General features: G+C 51.6%; 13 protein-coding genes. All 13 read right to left on the reverse strand.

Annotated features, from left to right (window positions below):
• Positions 1 to 20: 20 nt before the first annotated feature.
• Positions 21 to 719 carry a fimbria/pilus periplasmic chaperone gene (locus JK211_RS10835; protein WP_212708690.1) on the reverse strand — a complete coding sequence of 233 codons (699 nt, stop codon included), beginning with the start codon at positions 717 to 719 and terminating at the stop codon, positions 21 to 23.
• Positions 688 to 2352 (reverse strand): hypothetical protein, encoded by a 1665-nt coding sequence (locus tag JK211_RS10840; RefSeq protein WP_212708691.1) that lies wholly within the window; start codon positions 2350 to 2352, stop codon positions 688 to 690. Before JK211_RS10840 ends, JK211_RS10835 begins: the two co-directional genes overlap by 32 nt.
• Positions 2339 to 4834, reverse strand: a complete 2496-nt coding sequence (locus JK211_RS10845; protein WP_371734622.1) for a TcfC E-set like domain-containing protein — start codon at positions 4832 to 4834, stop codon at positions 2339 to 2341. The genes JK211_RS10840 and JK211_RS10845 overlap by 14 nt, the downstream gene beginning before the upstream one ends.
• A 30-nt stretch (positions 4835 to 4864) precedes the next feature.
• Entirely contained in the window at positions 4865 to 5536 is a 672-nt protein-coding gene (locus tag JK211_RS10850; RefSeq protein ID WP_249213308.1) for a hypothetical protein, read from the reverse strand.
• A gap of 31 nt (positions 5537 to 5567) precedes the next feature.
• Positions 5568 to 6155 (reverse strand): common pilus major fimbrillin subunit EcpA, encoded by a 588-nt coding sequence (locus JK211_RS10855; RefSeq protein WP_212708694.1) that lies wholly within the window; start codon positions 6153 to 6155, stop codon positions 5568 to 5570.
• A gap of 437 nt (positions 6156 to 6592) precedes the next feature.
• Positions 6593 to 8068 carry a glycine betaine/L-proline transporter ProP gene (gene proP / locus JK211_RS10860; RefSeq protein WP_212708695.1) on the reverse strand — a complete coding sequence of 492 codons (1476 nt, stop codon included), beginning with the start codon at positions 8066 to 8068 and terminating at the stop codon, positions 6593 to 6595.
• Positions 8069 to 8505: 437 nt separating this feature from the next.
• Complete coding sequence (locus tag JK211_RS10865) at positions 8506 to 9291, reverse strand: N-formylglutamate amidohydrolase (protein ID WP_212708696.1); 786 nt, start codon at positions 9289 to 9291, stop codon at positions 8506 to 8508.
• Between the two features lie 42 nt (positions 9292 to 9333).
• Complete coding sequence (locus tag JK211_RS10870) at positions 9334 to 10122, reverse strand: hydroxypyruvate isomerase family protein (protein WP_212708697.1); 789 nt, start codon at positions 10120 to 10122, stop codon at positions 9334 to 9336.
• Between the two features lie 94 nt (positions 10123 to 10216).
• The gene (locus JK211_RS10875; protein WP_212708698.1) at positions 10217 to 12058 is read right to left on the reverse strand and encodes an ATP phosphoribosyltransferase regulatory subunit; all 1842 of its coding nucleotides are present in this window, start codon (positions 12056 to 12058) and stop codon (positions 10217 to 10219) included.
• 66 nt (positions 12059 to 12124) lie between these two features.
• Positions 12125 to 13423 carry a histidine--tRNA ligase gene (gene hisS, locus JK211_RS10880; RefSeq protein ID WP_212708699.1) on the reverse strand — a complete coding sequence of 433 codons (1299 nt, stop codon included), beginning with the start codon at positions 13421 to 13423 and terminating at the stop codon, positions 12125 to 12127.
• The gene (locus JK211_RS10885) at positions 13420 to 14790 is read right to left on the reverse strand and encodes an amino acid permease (protein ID WP_249213783.1); all 1371 of its coding nucleotides are present in this window, start codon (positions 14788 to 14790) and stop codon (positions 13420 to 13422) included. Before JK211_RS10885 ends, hisS begins: the two co-directional genes overlap by 4 nt.
• 167 nt (positions 14791 to 14957) lie before the next feature.
• Positions 14958 to 16094: a histidine decarboxylase gene (locus tag JK211_RS10890; protein WP_212708700.1), complete on the reverse strand. Its 1137-nt coding sequence runs from the start codon at positions 16092 to 16094 to the stop codon at positions 14958 to 14960.
• Between the two features lie 36 nt (positions 16095 to 16130).
• Complete coding sequence (gene hdcC / locus JK211_RS10895; RefSeq protein WP_212708701.1) at positions 16131 to 17477, reverse strand: histidine-histamine antiporter; 1347 nt, start codon at positions 17475 to 17477, stop codon at positions 16131 to 16133.
• Positions 17478 to 17821: the final 344 nt, after the last annotated feature.

The following is a 17821-nucleotide window of genomic DNA, read 5'->3' on the forward strand; positions in this document are numbered from 1 at the left end:
GCAGCCTTTTGCCGGTTGTTTCAGTGACAGCGCTGGTTTAAGGTAATAAAGCGCTGATCATAGATAAGATAACTGCTGGCAGCCCCGGCCAGCTGCTTGTTTTGCAGTTGTTCTCCGGGCAGCAGATACCAGGCAAGTTCCTGTTGCTCTTTGCTCTGACAGCGGGGTCTGATAATAAGCTTAAAATAAGTATTTCCATTATTGATGAGCCTGCCATTATCCGGCTGCCACTGATAGCTGAAATGTATTTTTCGCGGACGGACAATAAGCAATGTGTCAAGAACCACTGCCGGTTGCATACTGATCTGGCCGCCACCGCGGTAGGGAACCGACAGGTCACGGGTTGCTATCTCTTCAATGGAAATACGATAGTAACGTTCTTTCGTATCTGCAGGGCCGCGATAATAGAACTTAAAATTGTCACTCTCTGCTGGCTGCAGGATCATGGTTTTTGGTGAAAACAGCAATTGCCCGTCAGTCGCAGGCAGACGCTGCTCATGCTCGGCCGGCCGGCGGACAGGATACAGCGTTACCTGATAGATACGGGCACTGCGGTTATTATTCCGCACCTGTCGGGCAATAAAATTACGTTCAGCCGGGAGAGCCAGGGTCAGATTTCCTGATTCTATGCCGGCGACGCGGACCGGCAGTAACAGGATGAAGCCTGTTATCAGGATCAGCAGCCGTTTAAGGTAAGTTTTTCCATGTCGCTTTAACATGAATTTCTCCGGAGGCACTGACATCGCCATACCAGTGTTGCTGGTTAAGGGTGCGCAGCGAACGGGGATCGTCCATCTGCAGAGAAAAAATCAGCCGGGTCACATTGATCATGCCCTGATTACCGTAGCCGTCATTCCACGGTCGTTGCTGCCACAGAGCATCGGTAATGTCATACCACTTACCATCACAGCCTGCGGCTAAACGCAGTGGTGAGCCATTACGCGAAGTCATACTCAGCCAGCCAGGGAAAGGCACTTGCAGGGTGCCGTCGGCAGAACTGAACAGGCAATAGCTGTTACCTGCCAGGGTCACCTGCGGGCCGGTCACCTTGACAGTGACTTTATCGGCGGCTGTTTTGCCGCTGGCAGTGATAATATAACCAAACTCCAGCGCTGGCTGGCCCGCCCCTGCCTGTCCTGTTTTTTCCGGCCTGGCTGAATAATCATCGGCGGTAATACTGACACTGAGATCAGCCGGCTTGATCTGCAAAGTCGTTAACGCCGGAAACTCATACCAGCCGGACTCCGGGGTCCGTGTATTCAGCAGATAGAAACTGATTAATTTACGTGAATCGTTGTCACTCAGTCCCAGGCTGACCAGTTTTTTAAAAAAACGATTACTGAAGAAGATATATATCGCATCAGCGCTCTTCATTTGATCAAAGGTATAGTAATTTGCCGTCCCTCTGATGGCCTGCCAGCTACGGCCATTAAGGCTGAAACGCAGATCATTTGCTTTCAGGGCCGCGGCCAGTGCCGGCTGAGTAACTGCAGGGAAAATATGGATTGACGAATTTGACAGCCCGGAGGTCTGCAGGCGATAGGTTGCCATCTTACAACTGAGACCGTCATCGCCGCCGACTGACTGTAATTTACAGTCACTCTGGCCGGTGCCCGGTACCGGGACGCCCTCGCTGGTGATGAAAACTTCAGATAACGCACTTGAGTGAATAAAACGGATATGGGCGGCCTTTATCTGAGTAACTCTGGTCTGATACCAGCTACCGGAGGCCTGGCCAGTGCAGCGTTCTCCTGCCGCAGCATTGTAAGGGATGGTCGTTTCGCAGGTATTTACCTGCAGGGTTAACTGACCGCCGATAGGCATTTGCTGTAAATACTGATACACACTGTCTGACAGCAGACCGTGCATCCACTTACTGCCGCCGGGCGGAACCACGACACCATAAAATCCGGCAGCATCAGTGGCCTGTGGCGGGATCATCCCTGAGGTGATGTCACAGCCTTTATACCAGTTAATGCAGCGTAAGCCGGTCAGCGGGTGAGAAAAAGGGATATTTTCCAGCCACATATCAAAATAGCGGCCGCCGCGCAGCAGGGTATTACGGCCATTATCCATATAACCGAGGCTTTGCTGTTTAATGACCCCTGACCCCGTATATTTATTACTGGTCCAGTGATTACTGCCGGTCAGCCGGGGATCAATCGCCCCGCCGGGGGTCACAAAATAGGTATTGTTGATACTGTTCTCGACAAACACGAACTTCATCGGCGGCTGATCCGGCCAGGTATTTTTTTGTAATACCGGATAACTGTTTATGCTGTACAGCAGCAGAACTGTTGCCAGCATCCGGTTTATCACAACCCGTCTCAGATAATCATCAGGGTGATTCATTGGCAGACTCCTTACTGCGGCAGGTAATATCACCAATCCATACGGCACCACGGGCACCCTGCAGGTCAGGGACGAACTGGCAGGGAGGGCTGGCGGTATCAAGGCGAATCAGGGGATTTTTTTTATCGATATCCATAGAAAATTCGCCGCGGGAATCGGTAAAGCTGCGCTGTGTTCCGCTGCGTAACAGGCTGTTGGCCAGTGGTTGCCCATCCTGTCGGTACAGGCGGCCAAACACGGTGATCCGTAATTCTGTTTGTGGCTCAATAACGGCGACATTGCCAGGATATAACGTCAGGCTCTGTTTGCGGTTGCGGGTAATTTTGTAGCTATCGGCCGACTGACTATTATTACGGATTTCGATATCGTAACGACCATAGGCGGGCAGGGGTAAATAATTTGCCCCGTCCTGCAGGTCATAGGCTCTGCCGTTAATGCTGGCACTGAGTTGTGAATTGTCCTGCAGTTCGGTATGGACAATGATACCGGCAGTATCCTCGTTATTACTGCTGGCTGCCAGATGGCGTCCCTGCCAGCCAAGGCTGCCATAGGCTGTCAGGCTGGAATTAATATTACCTTCTGCACTACTGTTAACCGCCAGAGTACCGCCGGAATAGCGGCTGTCAAAACGGGTATAAGCCCCGCCGCTCAGCCGGTTATCGCCACGCGGATCACCGGAAATCACGGTGGCCATATTGGCGCCAACGGAACGGAAAAAACCGCTGTCAAATTGCTGGCGGGCTTCCAGATTTGCCAGGGTATATCCCCGCTGGTGTGTCAGGCCGAGGCTGAACAGCTGGCCAAACTGCAGTGAAAAATCGATGGCAATATATTTATTACTGGCACCGGGGCTGTCACCGTTATTGTAACGCTGCAGACCCAGCCGGACACCCAGGGTTCCCTGAGTGCCGCTGAAAATGGTCTGGTAATAATCTGCGGTGTAATAACGGCTGTTATTCAGCCGGTCACTGTTGTAACTGGCACTGAGCGTACCGGCAGGAAGGGGTAACATACTCATATTCAGGCTACTGCCAATGGCGCTGTTATGGGCATCGCTCCGCTGCAGGCGAGAGCCAATACGGGTAATTTCATGGTTTAGCCATACTGAGCTGAAGCCTCCCGGCAGGGAGGCACTCATGCTGCTCAGGGAACTTCGGGACTGATCATTGGCCAGCATCAGCTGATGATTAATTGCCAGGCTGCCGGTGACCGGCAGCGAAACGCGGCTTTCGCCGATCAGGTTATTATCGTAGCTGTAACCGGTGGCCGCCCAGCTTAAAAGATTCAGCGATCCTGATCCTGATGATCCGATCAGCCAGCGCTGTTTTTCGGCGGAGGATCGCCGGGTATTCACCGGCCGGCGATCAGCCCGCAGCGCTCCGCCCCACAGTTGCCAGGCCAGTGGCTGGCCCGGAACAGTATCACGGCTGAATAACTTATTTACCCGTTCGGTATGTTTGCTGACCTGCTTTCCGTTGACCTGCACGATAATTTCAACATCGTACAACCCGTAGGGGAACTGGCGGGTATCAATCTCATGATTGCCCATGGAAAAGTTTTGTACGCTAATCAACCGGCCCTGGCGGGAAATATAGACCTCCCCGGCCGCAGGCAGAAAAACGATTACCGGGGTTACCGACTGGGTATTATCAAAGACGGTGGAGCGGGCCTGGTTACCCCATGACAGGCCATAGATTTTACCGGCAGACAGGGCGGTCACCGGGCCGATAGACTGCAGGTTCCAGCTGTCGAGCATTCCCGCGGCAAAACGGTAGCCGGAGAAATCCCGTTCATACAGGGCTTTATACAGGGAAGTATTACGGCTGCCGTTTGCCATGCCATACACTGACCCCTCGAGCAGCATATGATGTTCACCGAGGGCGGTGGCATTATTAAATGACAGATATCCGGAACCGCTGTTTTGTCCGCGTCTGACCTGATTATGGTACATCCCCAGGTTGTACTTCAGGCTGCTGCTGAGTCGGTTGACGCCGGAAGCTCCGATATCCTCGCTTCTCTGGCGCAGTAATGTGCCCAGCGCGGTACGGCTGACCACCAGTTGCAGAATCAACTGCTGCAGATCGAGATTCAGGCTGGCATCTGCTGAGAGCCTGAGCTGTAACTGCGGGTTAAAGGGGGTATCTTTCAGGGTGGTCAGTTGCTGGCGCACGGACTGGCTGGCGCCGGCATTGCCTTGCGGTTCTTCAAGCTGTACAAAACGTACAATTATCTGCTGTCCCTGTAAACGGACAGCAGCAAATCCTATCTTCTGGTCATCCCCGCGGCCGGAGGCTCCCTGCAGATGAAGAGATAACGGAATATTCATACCTTCCTGTAATGCCCGCGCAAAGGCTCGCGGAATAAGAATACCTGCGACCTGTGGAAGGGCCTGATCTGCCATACAGAGTGCGGGCAGTAGCACCAGTATCAGCCCGGCCGGGTACAGTAACCGTAACCATACCGGAAACCGCAGTGCTGCCAGCAGTCGGGGCATCTCTGTTTTACCGGCAGTTTATTTGACAGCCACAAAAGTAGCGGCCTGCCACAGACCAATATGGCCTTGTCTGATGGCCACATTGACACGACTGAATGCACGGTTTTTGCCCGGCAGCAGATAGTAATTTTCCCGGCATTCCTTGCCGTCGGTGGCACTGCGACAGGGACCATAGGCAACGACCCGCAGTGTTGCGTTGCCGGTATTGAACAGAGTGCTGTTACGGTACTGCCAGGCGTAGCGGACCTGACGTGGTGCGACCACCAGCAGGGTACCTATTTGTGCCGAAGAGGTGGCGACCGCTTCGCGGGCGGTATTTTCGGCCGGTATACGGCTCAAGGACTGGTCCCGCCAGTCTATCCGGTAATAACGTTCCTGATTATCTGCCGGTCCCTGGTAATAGAAGCGGACGATTTCTTTACTGTGAGCCGGCAGTAAAAGGCTGGCGGGGGTCATTAATACTTCCCGGCGGCTATTTCCGGTCGTAATGATTTTTCCGTCCGCCAGCGGTGATGATAGTTTTTCTATTCTCAGAGTGATTAAACGGCCATTATCGGTAGGGTTAGCAATTTCTTTACCCATGGTATTTTGATCACTGTAAATAAAGGACGTAATATCGCCGACATCTAATGCGTAGCTGCGTGAAAACATCACAGAAAATAATCCGCAGAATAAAATAAGGTATTTCATCACCGCTCCTTATATACCGGGTCAGGATAAATCAGCTGGTCCAGACAGCATTAAATTGCACACTGATATCTCCGCTCCAAATCCCTTCCGGCAATGCACTGTAATCGGTCACGGCAGTACTGCCATCGGTGGTTGCACCGATAATAGAAAAAGTGAACTGGTCCTGGGACATAGTACGGTTATTCAGATTAAAGCTGCCGGATAAAGCACTCAGGTTGCCCCCTGAAATACCCCTGGCCGTATCGGTCATCACGGTATCGCTGGTTTTTGTTACCGGCTGGCCGTGGTAAGTAACCCCGACCTGTAATGTGGACCCTGAATTATCTGCACGGATAAGAGTATCGCTTAATACCCGTGAGGTCAGCCGGAACGCTGTTGAGGTGCTGTCACCGTAAATGGTGATATCAAATAATCCCTTCTGGGTATTAAAGCCTTTCAGGCCTTCTGCATACTGAAAAGTCAGTGATCCCAGAGGAGTCACCACCAGTTTACTGGTGGTGTCTTTTCTGGCCGTCGCAGACCAGGTGGCAACCGCGTTGGCGGTGGACTCTGCAGCCAGAGAAATGACGGGAATAACTACCGCCGTCACTAATATCCCGCTAAGTATTATACGTTTCATATCACATCCCTGATAGTCGATGTTCTTTGGGTGATAAACGATCTATTGCTGTGCAATCCGGCTGTATATCTTTCTTCCATAAAAGAAATAATTATTTATCTTAATAAGAGAAATAATCAGCCTGTCACTGGTATGGCTAATGATCGGACTATAGCATCCGGTTATCACTATAAATAGTGAATTAAATTTAATTGGCATGGTTTTTATTTATTTTATATTTTATTTATTATTATTTATGAGGGCGGTTTTTGTCTGGACGGAAGCGTAGCAATTATATTTTTGCTATTTCATCCGGATATGGTTATTTATAACAAATTAGCGTGGTTATTTTATTCATTAAGCTTTTCGGCGACAGGCAACCTACACCCGGTGACGGCTTAATAAGCAGAGGATAAAAAAAACGCCGGGCTTAGCCCGGCGTGAATAAGACAGACGGCTTACTGTGCCGGAGTCTGTGTTTCGGATTTTTTCTTATTCCGGCGCTGCAGTTTTTTTATCAGCAGCATGGCTTCCGCTTTACTGGCGACTGCCGGGGTTGAACCACGCAGTGGTTTACGGGCAGTTTCACGTAACGTGAACACCGTAATCAGGCCAATAACGCCGGCAGCCATCAGGTAATAGGCCGGAACCATCAGGTTATGGGTCTTATCTACCAGCCATGCGGTCAGTAGCGGGGTAGTTCCGCCGAACAGAGATACGGAAACATTAAAACCGATGGCCAGTGCGCTGTAACGAATATCGGTGGTAAACAGTGCCGGCAGGGTCGCGGGCATGGTCCCGCTGAAGCAGGTATGTACCACACCCAGAATAATCAGTCCGGCAAAGACTCCCCACATATTTCCTGAACCAATCAGCATCAGGCAGGGAACCGACAGCACGATCAGGCCAATCGCTCCTCCGGCAATCACCGGACGACGTCCGACACTGTCCGTACGGTGGCCCCAGAACAGTGTCAGCGGCATCATGACAAACATGACCACCATCACCAGTAACAGGCTGCTCAGTTCACTCAGGCCGAGGATACCGGTCAGGTAACTTGGCATATAGGATGTCAGCATATAGTTGGAGACATTAAACAGTAATACCAGGCCGATACATTTCAGCATCTGGGCACGGTATTTGGTCAGCATCTGCCATAAATTCAGGCGGGGTTTACTGTGTTCCAGGGCCTCCTGTTTTTCCATATGCTGCTGGAATGCCGGGGTTTCTTCCAGTTTCAGACGTACATATAAGCCGAACAGTCCCAGCGGGGCGGCAATAAAGAACGGAATTCTCCAGCCCCAGTCGAGCATTGCCCGGGCAGGCATCACAGAAGTGAGGGCGGTGACCAGTCCGGCGCCCAGCAAATAGCCACCGAGGGTCCCGAACTCCAGAAAACTGCCCATAAACCCGCGGCGATTATCGGTCGAATATTCCGCGATAAAGGTTGCGGCACCGCCGTATTCCCCCCCGGTAGAGAACCCCTGCAGCAGACGTGCGGCCAGCAGCAGGATCGGTGCCATAATACCGATACTGCTATAGGAAGGGATCAGACCGATACAGAAAGTACCCACCGCCATCATTATCATCGTAATGGCGAGGATCTTTTGTCGTCCATAGCGGTCACCCAGTGGTCCGAAAAACAGACCACCCAGCGGCCGGACCAGGAAAGCGGCGGCGAAAGTCCCGAACGTGGCAATTAACTGTGCCGTTGCACTGGCATCGGCAAAGAACACTTTACCGATGGTCACGGCCAGATAACTGAAGACACCAAAATCGAACCATTCCATGGCATTCCCTAAAGCGGCCGCGCCCACCGCCCGTTTCAGCATATCGTTATCGACGATAGTAATATCATCAACGGTCAGCTCTTTTTGTTTTTTGTTCCAGAAATGTTTTTTCTGTTTTTCGCTAGCGTGACTGGTGCTTGTCATAAGTCCTCATAACATAATCAATGAGAGCGCCTTATAGCTTTCGTTGCCATAAACAGAACAGAAAATACAGAAGGGGGAAAGAAAGCTATAAGAAGCCGGAAGAATAAGGCCAAATATTATCAATACAAATTGATATATAGCTACCTTAGTATAAAACTGTGATCAGTTTCAAGTTTCAGGGGGAAATAGCGACATTAAGTCTATATAACAGTTATATATTCCGAATTACATAAAATAAAAGGATGATATAACTATAGAAATGCCATTGAGATAGCAGGGGAAATATCCTGAAGAATATGCTGTTATATTACCGGATTCTGTGCCGGTAGCGGGGTAAATCTGTTTGTTTTGTCCTGCCGGGGCGCTTATTCCACAGGCCGGATAATCGTTGCCGGCCTGCAGAGGAATCAGGAGGTGCTGCGTATAAACATAAATAATTATAATGTTTTTTGCTGGTAGTGTTTCCAGGCATCACGAAACAGGCTGTCCAGATCCTGTGCCCAGCGGGCTTGTCCGGCGCTGTCGGCAATCAAATCCTGACGTAACTCAATTTCGACCGCAGGCAGTGCATTTTTTTCTGCATGCTGTGGCAGTGCATAGTCAGTGGCATCGGACACGGCATAGGGCTGATTATCACCGACGACCCACTGATCTCTGGCTGCTAACTGCGCCAGTAATGCGTGCGGATACGCTTTCAGGCGGTTATAGAGCACACCAATATGCCAGGGGCGGGTGACACCAAGATAAACCGGAGTAAAACTGTGCATTGCCAGAATACAGGTCATCTGCCCGCGCAACCGGCGCTGTTCAAGGATCTGGCGGATCTGATCGTGGTAGGGGGTGAAGATCTCCCGGCGGCGGGACTCTTTCTGTTGAGGGGAGATCCCCTGATTGCCGGGGATTACCGTGTCTTCCGACAGTTGCGGGATGGAGCTTTCCACGCCAGGGGTACGATTGCAGTCAATCACCAGTCGTGAATAGGTCTGGGATACCAGGGTTGCATCCAGTGATTGACTGAGCAACTGCGATACTGCCAGCGCACCAATATCCCAGCCAATATGACGACTGATATCTGCGTCGGTTAACCCCAGATCACCCAGTCGCCGTGGGATCCTTTTTCCTGCATGGTCGCACAAAATCAAAAAAGGGGATTTTCCGTCGGGATTACTGACGGTAAACGCAGCAGGTTCATCTGCGTAAAGCAGGGGTTCAGACAAGGTCATGCTCCTTTATAAGCCTGTGGGGTGATGGTGACTGTGCAGGTCTCAGCGATAACTGTTGATCCAGCCCAGTCCAGCGATAGTACCGGCAGATGGCCGGTATTCACAGCCAATCCGGCCGTGGTAATTCAGTGAACGTAATTGTGAAAATAGCGCCGGCCAGTCGATATCTCCGCTGCCCGGTTCACCGCGTAATGGTGTGTCAGCCACCTGAATATGACGGATCCACGGCCAGAACTCTGCCAGCCGCCCGCTGACATCACCTTCTGTGCGCTGGCAGTGATAGATATCAAATAACAGCCGCAGGTTTCCGGTATTTACCTGCTGAATGACCGCCAGGCTTTCGGCCTGGGTCTGCAAAAAATAGGCTGGAATATCATAGTGATTAATCGCTTCCAGCAGCAGGGTAATATCATGGCTGGCGGCCAGCCCCGCTGCCATCTGTAAATTTTCACACAGGGTATCGAAAGCCTGCTGATGCGTCACCCCGGCCGGTAACACTCCGGCCTGAACGTGGATCATCGGGCAGGATAAAGCACTGGCATAGTTGATTGCCCGGATAATGTCGCGGCGAAAAGCGTTGGTGCGCTGTGGATGGCAGGCCTGCCCGGCCGAAGACAAACTGCCTGCCGGGCCGACCGGAGTATTGATCAGTTGCAGTTGCAAACCCTGCTGGCTCAGCCAGCGGCGCTGATCGGCGGCCGGGAAATCATAGGGAGCAGCATATTCGACGGCCGTGAACCCGGCCTGTGCGGCGGCGGCAAAACGCTGTCCGAAGGGAAGTTCAGTAAATAACCACTTCAGATTGGCACAAAAACGCAGCGCTGCCTGCATAACCCGTTCCTTGTCTGATGGCCGGATGGCGGTGATGTTATTGAGTTTTTATCAGTGTGCCGCCGGAAGAAAATTTATGCCAGCCCTGTGAAGGTCAGGAGGATAATATTAACCGGCTTAACTGCGCGATAACCTCTGTCACCGGCAGACGCTGTCCGTGAACAGATTCGCGGGTAAAAACCGTCACCAGGCTGTCATCATCTTCTGCCTGTAAAATGACCTGTGCGCCCTGGCGTAACGCATTCTTACGGCAGACCGGCAAACGGAAAGGGGAGCAGTCATTAATAATACTCAGCTGTGGAAAATGCTGGCGCAGTGTACGGCCAAGGATCAGCGCCGGGCCGCGGGTCTGTGCCTGTGCAGCGAGGATCACTACATCCGCCTGCGGACTCAGCATATCGTATCCCTGTAACCCGGCCAGCAACTGCATCAGATTATCGAACATCAGTGTAAAGCCGCAGGCCGCAAGCGGGTGACCGGTGATCCGGGTTGCATTCTCGTCGTAGCAACCGCCCCGGCTGAGTAACGAATGTTCCTCTGCGAGGTTACTGTGCCATTCAAAGACCAGTGTATTGTAATGGTTGGCTGAGAACAGCCCGTGGTCATGGAGATACGGAATTCCCAGCTGCTGCAATGCCTGGCACAGCTGCCTGAATTGCTGGCGGCTATGTTCAGAAATAAATCCGCTGGCGCAGGGTGCCTGCTGATTAAGACGACTCAGCAGTGGATCGTTATCGTGGTTTTGCAGTAAACGTATCGGGTTTTCTTCTGACCAGCGTTGTTGCTGTGGGGTCAGTAAATAGCGTAACGGCTGATACCACTGGCGGAGCCTGGCGCAGTAATCACTGAATTCGCTGCCGGTGCCCGGGGTATTTATCCGCAGCTCTGTGTGGTTATCCAGCCCTAAGCTCCTGAACAGTGTCTGTTGCAGCTGTAGCTGTTCGAGCACCATAGTGATCCCCTGGTAGCCGAAAGCTTCGACACCCAACTGGTGATACTGGCGCAGGGTATGTGGCTGTTCCTCACCGTGGCGGAAGGCCGCCCCCAGATACCAGAGTCTGCTGGCATGCTGAAGCTGCCGGTGGCGTGATACCAGTTGCAGACAGCTGTCAGTACCATCACGGTGTAACCGGCTGCGGTGAGTCACCGGACAGTCATTATGCTGCAGGGAAAAAGGAACTGAAGTGCCCTGTTCCAGCAATGACAGACGAATTTCCTGATAGCAGTAGCGTTCAAGCAGTGTCTTCACCTGGTTTTCCAGCCTGCTCCACATCACCACCGGATTGGTAAAACGTTTTCTGGGTCTGCCTGACTGACGGGGACGTAAACGACGCTGCAGGGTGTGCTCCAAAGGCCGGCTGTAACCGGCAGTAGCCAGCAGGCAATTCTGCTCCAGCGCATAGCGAATATTCTGCACGATTGCCGGACTGTCCGGGGTTTCACAAAACAGCAGGTAATGGCGGCGGCGTTGCTCTGCGTCAGGCCCCAGATTCAGGTATTCGTTGTGCGGGATAATCCTCTGCGGCGGGTCCTCAGCCAGACTACGACAGGGAGCGGCCAGCCGCGGCTGTTCGATATATTTCTTCACCAGCAGAAAATAGCTGCTGCTCTCCAGCGGACAGCTGTCATAACGGCTTTCCCACAGTGCGCCACGTCGCTGATATTTGTGATTATAAAAAGGCACATAACTGCGGCCCAGTTGTTGCATAAAGCGTCCCAGTTGTTGTTTGTCAGCGGCACTCAGCAGCAGCAATACCTGATCGGCGTTCAGAGAATAGCCATGTAAGTTAACATCATATTCCTGTAGCGCTTTATCGAGACAGGTCAGACAGTACTGATAGTCGGCCGGTTCGAGAAACAGTGGCTGTGAGTTATGCCCCCGCAGGCGCACCAAATGGGGAAGGCCCTGAATAAACAGGCGATTCTTTCTTGGCATGACATCCTTTCCACGAAAAAAGCCTGCCGTGATCGCTGGCGGCCACGGCAGGCAGCAGCTGACCGGTTAAGGTCTGTCGCTATTGGGGGTTGATTTTTGCCAGTGCTGCTGGCGGGCGGCAATCATTGTCATCAGCCCGGCATTATCCGTCTCTGATTGCTGCTGACTCTGTAAGTCCCACAGCCGGATGTGTCCGTCATGATTCAGCGTAATTATTATCCGGCACTGGCTGTTCAGGGCATTCTGATGCTGGCGTTTCAGCCGGGCCCCGCTGCTGTCGGTCAGTACCCTGAGGGTCGTGAAACGGCGTCTGAGCTGTTCTGCCAGTAATAATGCACTGATACCGCCATCGGATAACTCAGAAGTCACGACAATATCGGGAACATGGCGGTGATCTGTGACGGTACGGTTGGTGGCTGCCAGTAGCAGCAACAGCCGTTCAATCCCGATAGCGAAACCGCAGCACGGCAGAGGTTTCCCGCTGAACAGTTCGGCTAATCCGTCGTAGCGTCCGCCTCCACACACAGTGCCCTGGGCCCCGAGATCATCGGTGATCCATTCGAAGACGGTGTGGGAATAATAGTCCAGCCCGCGCACCAGCCGCGGATTTATCCGGTAAGCGATCTCTGCCTTATCCAGTAATTCACACAGGGTGGCGAAATGCTGCTGTGAGTCCTGTTGCAGAAAATCCGTAAGCCGCGGGGCCTGCTCAATGAGAGTCTGCAACCGGGGATTTTTACTGTCGAGTATCCGCAGCGGATTGATGGCAAGACGCATTTTACTGTCTTCATCCAGCAGTTGCTGGTGGTGGCTGAACCAGTTAACCAGTGCCTGACGATGGAGTTGTCTTTCGCTGCTGTTACCTAATGAATTTATTTCGAGACGAACATGATTTTCCAGGCCCAGACCGGTAAACAGATCCCTGACCATAAAAATCAGTTCAGCATCAATATCGGCACCCGGCATACCGAAGGCTTCGGCCCCGAACTGGGTAAACTGGCGCAGACGGCCTTTTTGCGGGCGTTCATAGCGGAACATCGGGCCCTGATACCACAGGCGCTGGGTTTTGTGATAACACATATTATTTTCCAGCACTGCCCGCAGACAGCCACTGGTGCCTTCCGGCCGCAGGGTAATATTTTCCCCGCTTTTGTCGCGAAAGTTATACATCTCTTTCGACACAATATCCGTGGACACGCCGACCGCCCGTTCAAACAGGGATACGGGTTCCAGTAACGGCAGGCGCATTTCCTGGTAGCCATAGCGGTGGGCCATCTGGCGGAATCTGGCTTCCAGCCATTGCCACTGAGGGGTTTCATCCGGCAGAACATCACGCATGCCGCGAACAGATTTTATATCATTCATAAGCGTTCCTTGTGATCAGGAAAAAGACCGGCGGGCATAAACAGGTGCCGGGGCTGTTTTTTCCGACGTGAAGTGTAAAGCAGGTAAAGAGGCAGAGTGGCCATCTGAATCAATATTCCGCATACCAGCGTGTCAGACTGACCGGAAATAATTGCCAGGCTGATAAACAGCAATGCTGTCAGGGACAGCAGCAAATAAGCTGATCGCTGTCTGCAGGGAGAGCCTGATGTCATCATCATCACCGGCAAAGAGAGTGCCGCGAAGGCATACGGGAACAGTGACGCTGACACCGCCAGGCCGATCACGGTGCGGAACTGTGCCTGCAGATTCGCCGATAATGTCATCAGCAACACCCCGGACATCAGCAGAGAGGTGACTAACAGTGCGACCCAGGGCACACCATAGCGGTTGGTTTTAGCAAAAACGGCCGGGAACAATCCTGCTCCGGCGGCAGCTCTGGGGACTTCTGTTTGCAGTATTTGCCAGCCCGGAATAGCACCGATACAGACAATAACCACCAGTAACGCAATAATATGGGCCGCGGCCGGTCCCCACAGCAGCTGTGCGCTGTCAGTAAACGGCGAAGAGGACAGCACTAACTGGTTATGGGGTAACAGCCCCATAATGGCATTGGTGGAAAAGAGATAGCACACCAGAGCTATGCTGATCCCGCCGAGGGTCGCAAGGGGAATGGTGCGGCGCGGGTGACGTACCTGGCCTGCCGAAACTGACGCTGATTCCATTCCCAGAAAACCCCACATAGAGAGGGTGGCTGCGTGAAAAATAGCCTGTGGCATCGGCTTACCACTGACATTACCGGCGGCAAGGTAGTTCTGCGGACTAAAGTGCAGCCAGCCGGCGATACTGACTGACAGGATCACCAGCAGCATACAACCGCCGGTGATAATCTGGGCTCTGCCGACCTGGCGTACGCCAAACAGCCCGAAAATTACCGACAGCCAGAGCAGAACCATACAGCCGGTAAACACGCCGCCGGGGGTCGTCAGCCCCGGCAGCAGTCCGGAGAGGTAACTGATACTGGCCAGCAATAGTGCGCAGTTCCCTATCCAGGTGGATAACCAGTAAAACAGGGTCATTTGCAGGCCGGTAAACGGGCCGAAGTACTGGCTGATATTGGCAATAATGCCGCCATTTTGCGGGCAGAGATCGTTAATTTTATTAAAAATAAGGGCCAGAGCCAGTACGCCGGGAAAAAGCAGCAGCCAGCCCCAGACTGACACGGATCCGATACCGGCCAGGGTTGCCGGTAGCATAAACACACCACTGCCCATCATATTTGAGGCCGCCATAATGGTCAGTGTCAGCAGCCCCATTTTAGGGGCAGTATTATCTCTGGAGGTCATCATGATGTTGCCCCGTAAAAGAGAGATATTGCCGGAGAGTTGATCTGACCCGTATAGAGCAGGGCGGGCCACGTGATACTCTGCACCAGCTGTTATACGTCGCCGGGCGTGATTGGCGTCAGTACCGGCGACGTATCGGACAGGACAGTGGTGATTACCACTGTCCTTTTTTATGCCGCTTTATGGGCATAGTCGGCGATAACATCGTCGATCAGGGCATCAATTTTACTGCTGTCCAGATGATGTGCGGTGGTGATCAGATGGGCGATATCGCCGGACGTTGCCAGGCAATGTTTCTGCCAGACGGCTTCGGACGGACAGGGGAACACTACCGTGATCGAGTTACGGTTACGCCACGCAGGAATACCTGCCTGCTGAAAACGATCCACCGCATATTGTGCCAGTGTCAGGCTGCGTTCGATGCGGCGCTGCCAGTCAGCTTCTGAATGGCTGCGGATAGCTTCCCACATCATCAGCGGAGTATGTCCGTTACGTGAGCCGGTAATGGTTTTATCGTGGGCCGAAATATAGTCAATTTCTACGGAAATACGGTCGGTATTTTTCTTTTTCGCGACGACAATCCCACAGGGCATCGGGGAACCGATCATTTTATGGCCGGAAACCCCGATAGAATCGATGCCGTCAGCAAAACTGAAAGGTTGTGCATCACTGACAAAGGGCAGGATCATTCCGCTCAGGGCTGCATCTGCATGCAGGTAATATTCGTCACGGGGGATCCCCAGCGCTTTGACCCGCTGTTGTATCAGTGCAATATCATCAATTGCACCGCGCACGGTGGTCCCGATATTGGCAAAAATAATCGGATGGCGCTCATTATCACGGCTGATTTTGTGTATTAAATCATCATAGTCTATTTCACCATTCGCCTGAGACTCGACGACGCAGGATTTAATCCTCAGCAGTTTGACAATTTTAGCCACAGAATAATGGGTATCTTTGGAATAATAGAGCGTCCCTTCAGGGAACAGCTCACGCCCTAAATAACAGCCAAACATATTGCCCTCAGTACCGCCGTTAGTCACATATCCCCAGCTTTCTTCAAACGGAATCCGGAACAGATGAGCAAAGTATTCCATAACCTCTTTTTCGAAAGAAAAGGAGTTCAGTAAATAGTTACAGTATTCCGCCCAGTCACCGCAGTTATTAATAGAAAAGCGCATAAAACGTTCCAGGATCGTATAATCAAAATCAGCAGATTCCGGATAACCAATATTGAAGTACTGATTCTTAACACAATAAGACCAGAACTCATCAAGTTTATTTTGATCGGTAATTGATAATGTCATGATAGGACTCCTCTGGTGAAAAAATAGAAAGTATGTTTATTTTTCGAGATAAAGAATTTTCTGGCCTTGTTTATTTCGTCCGGCAGCGACAAATGAATATAACGGGATAGTGATTATCATCATTACCACACCCCAGAACATTGAGTCAGTACCGGCGCCCAGCAGGGCAAAAATACTGTAAATAATGCCAATCAGTGTCAGTACGCTGTAGAACATAAAGGTTCTTCCGCGGTTGATCTTTTTGGATATCATGATGATTGGCAGAGAAATCAGTGCATACATATAAGGCAGTAATGAAGCAAAGACCGCCATCAGGATCACTACCTGGAACTGGCGGGCCAGATCAGGTGAAGCCGTCAGCATCAGGACCAGACTCATCAGCACCCCGGTAAAGATCAGGCTTTTCATCGGGACATCCTGTTTATTGGTATCCGAGAAGAATTTCGGAAACAGTCCCTGCTGTGCACCGGCCCGCGGACCTTCTGACTGCAGTATTAACCAGCCTGAAATAGAGCCGAAGCAGGCAATAATGCTCATTGCAGAAGCGATATTCCCTGCCATATCGCCAAACATATAACGTGCGGCATCAGCAAACGGGGCGGCGGACTTAATTAAGACCTCATGGGGGACCAGGCCCATAATCACGCTGCAACTACCGACATAACATACAGAAGCTATCAGCAGGCCGTAGACGGTAGCCCTGGGCACGGTTTTTTCCGGATTATCGACTTGTCCGCTGGACACCACCGCCGACTCGACTCCCAGAAAACCCCATAAGGCAATCGAGGCGGCAGAAATAATCGCCGAACTGTCACTTTTTCCGGTGCCGTTATACACCTGGCTGAACATATGTGGATCAAACCAGAACCAGCCGACGACACCGACCCCCAGTACCACGACCAGCATACAGCTGGCGGTGAATGACTGGGCGCGGCCTGCGACCCTGGCCCCGAAACTTGCCAGAACCACAAAGGCCCACAGGATAACGATGGCGGTAATACAGCCATAGACCGGGTTCCGCAGTTGCGGGAAAAAATAACTCAGGTAGCCTACTCCGGCGACCAGTAAGGCGACATTCCCGACCCATGCACTTATCCAGTAGCACAGGGTGGTCTGAAAGCCGATAAATGGGCCGAATGCATCACTGGCATAGGCGACGATACCGCCATTCCGCGGAGTCAGCAGACTGGTCTTGGCAAATACCAATGCCAGGGCAATTACCCCGATAATCGTTAATGCCCAGCCCCACAGAGAAATATAACCGACCCCTGCCAGATTGGTGGGCAACATAAATACCCCGGACCCCATCATATTTGATGCGGTCACTAAGGTCAGAGCGACAACACCCATTTTATGAGCGGAGCCTTTACTTACCTTCCCCATAATAATATTTCCTATATTTAAAAGTGGAATTACGTGTATCCGTTACTTTTCAGGTTATTTTAGGCAGGGGGTAAGGGTATTTTTTGATAAAAATCATATTGTGATAAACAGAAACTGGCAGAAGGTCATTATCTGATGAGTAACGAGGGAAAAAATCGGAAACTGACTCTGTCCCTGTTTATTTTTGTGTCTGTTTTATTTTTTATATGTACTTATTATTATTTCTTATTTCTTTATTTTAGTTAATTTATTTATCTGAGGAATTAAGGTAATGATTCCAATTTATTGATAGTGATTTATTGTCATGTAGTACCCGATGACTTTGTCATGCAGTTCAACTGACT

It is taken from the genome of Tatumella sp. JGM130, from assembly GCF_018257525.1.
Lineage (GTDB): Bacteria > Pseudomonadota > Gammaproteobacteria > Enterobacterales > Enterobacteriaceae > Tatumella > Tatumella punctata.

Coding starts and splice junctions, on each gene's coding strand:
- JK211_RS10885 (WP_249213783.1), bottom strand. CDS start 14,790: ATGATGACCTCCAGAGATAATACTGCCCCTAAAATGGGGCTGCTGACA.
- JK211_RS10850 (WP_249213308.1), bottom strand. CDS start 5,536: ATGAAATACCTTATTTTATTCTGCGGATTATTTTCTGTGATGTTTTCA.
- JK211_RS10890 (WP_212708700.1), bottom strand. CDS start 16,094: ATGACATTATCAATTACCGATCAAAATAAACTTGATGAGTTCTGGTCT.
- hdcC (WP_212708701.1), bottom strand. CDS start 17,477: ATGGGGAAGGTAAGTAAAGGCTCCGCTCATAAAATGGGTGTTGTCGCT.
- JK211_RS10870 (WP_212708697.1), bottom strand. CDS start 10,122: ATGCAGGCAGCGCTGCGTTTTTGTGCCAATCTGAAGTGGTTATTTACT.
- hisS (WP_212708699.1), bottom strand. CDS start 13,423: ATGAATGATATAAAATCTGTTCGCGGCATGCGTGATGTTCTGCCGGAT.
- JK211_RS10840 (WP_212708691.1), bottom strand. CDS start 2,352: ATGAATCACCCTGATGATTATCTGAGACGGGTTGTGATAAACCGGATG.
- proP (WP_212708695.1), bottom strand. CDS start 8,068: ATGACAAGCACCAGTCACGCTAGCGAAAAACAGAAAAAACATTTCTGG.
- JK211_RS10835 (WP_212708690.1), bottom strand. CDS start 719: ATGTTAAAGCGACATGGAAAAACTTACCTTAAACGGCTGCTGATCCTG.
- JK211_RS10875 (WP_212708698.1), bottom strand. CDS start 12,058: ATGCCAAGAAAGAATCGCCTGTTTATTCAGGGCCTTCCCCATTTGGTG.
- JK211_RS10855 (WP_212708694.1), bottom strand. CDS start 6,155: ATGAAACGTATAATACTTAGCGGGATATTAGTGACGGCGGTAGTTATT.
- JK211_RS10865 (WP_212708696.1), bottom strand. CDS start 9,291: ATGACCTTGTCTGAACCCCTGCTTTACGCAGATGAACCTGCTGCGTTT.